Source organism: Nguyenibacter vanlangensis (genome assembly GCF_013376155.1).
Taxonomy (GTDB): Bacteria; Pseudomonadota; Alphaproteobacteria; order Acetobacterales; family Acetobacteraceae; genus Gluconacetobacter; species Gluconacetobacter vanlangensis.
In genome coordinates this window covers 1-1,187 of the sequence record NZ_JABXXP010000803.1, presented here as the reverse complement: position 1 = coordinate 1,187, position 1,187 = coordinate 1, and the positions used below count along the sequence as shown (strand labels likewise).

Here is a 1,187-nt window from a genome sequence, read left to right as displayed (position 1 = left end):
CGAGCATCCTGTCGGGGCTGGGGTTCGACAGCGCGGCGCAGGCGCGGCCGGTTTCGGATTTTTCCGGCGGCTGGCGCATGCGCGTGGCGCTGGCCACCGCGCTGTTCCTGAACCCGGACCTGCTGCTGCTGGACGAGCCGACGAACCATCTGGACCTGGAGGCGACGATCTGGCTGGAAGGCTGGCTGGCCCGGTTTGCCGGCGCGGCGCTGATCGTCAGCCATGATCGCGGGCTGCTGGACCGGTCGGTGGATGCGATCGCTCATCTGGACCAGCGGACGCTGAGCCTGACGCCCGGCGGCTATGAGGAGTTCGTGCGCATCCGCACCGAGCAGGCGTTGCAGCAGGCGCGCGCGGCCGAGCGGATCGCCGCCCAGCGTGCGCATATGCAGTCCTTCGTCGACCGGTTCCGCGCCAAGGCGACCAAGGCGCGCCAGGCCCAGGCCCGGCTGAAGGCGCTGGAGAAGCTGCCGGTGATCGAGGCGGTGGTGGAGGCCGCGCCGACCCGCTTCGCCTTTCCCGAGCCCGCCCCGCTGCCACCGCCGATGCTGACCCTGGACCGGGTGACCGTCGGCTATGAGGGCCGGCCGATCCTGTCCGGCCTGACATTGCGGCTGGACATGGAGGACCGGATTGCCCTGCTGGGCGCGAACGGGAACGGCAAATCGACCTTCGCCAAGCTGATTGCCGGCCGGCTGGCGCCGATGCAGGGCGGCATGGCCCACAGTCCGAAGCTGCGCGTCGGCTATTTCGCGCAGCACCAGGCCGAGGAACTGGTACCGGAGGACAGCCCGGTCGCGCACATGGCGCGCGCCATGCCCAAGGCCCCGCCCACCGCCGTGCGCGCCCAACTGGCGCGATTCGGCCTGGATGCCGAGCGGGCGGACACGGTGACGCGCGACCTGTCGGGCGGCGAGAAGGCGCGGCTGCTGCTGGCCCTGGCCACCCGCGAGGCGCCGCACCTGCTGATCCTGGACGAGCCGACCAACCATCTGGACCTGGATGCGCGCGAGGCGCTGATCCGCGCCCTGGCGGAATTCGAGGGCGCCGTGCTGCTGATCAGCCATGATCCGCATCTGGTCGAGCTGGTCGCCGACCGGCTGTGGCTGGTGGGCGACGGCACGGTGCGGCCCTTCGACGGCGACATGGCGGAATACCGGACCTGGCTGGCCGAGCGGGCGCGCGCC

At 71.6% G+C, this 1,187-nt stretch carries 1 protein-coding gene; it reads left to right on the top strand.

The features are described from left to right. On the top strand, nt 1-1,187 hold a 1,187-nt coding region (locus HUK84_RS19200; RefSeq protein WP_176641640.1), incomplete at both ends, for an ABC-F family ATP-binding cassette domain-containing protein.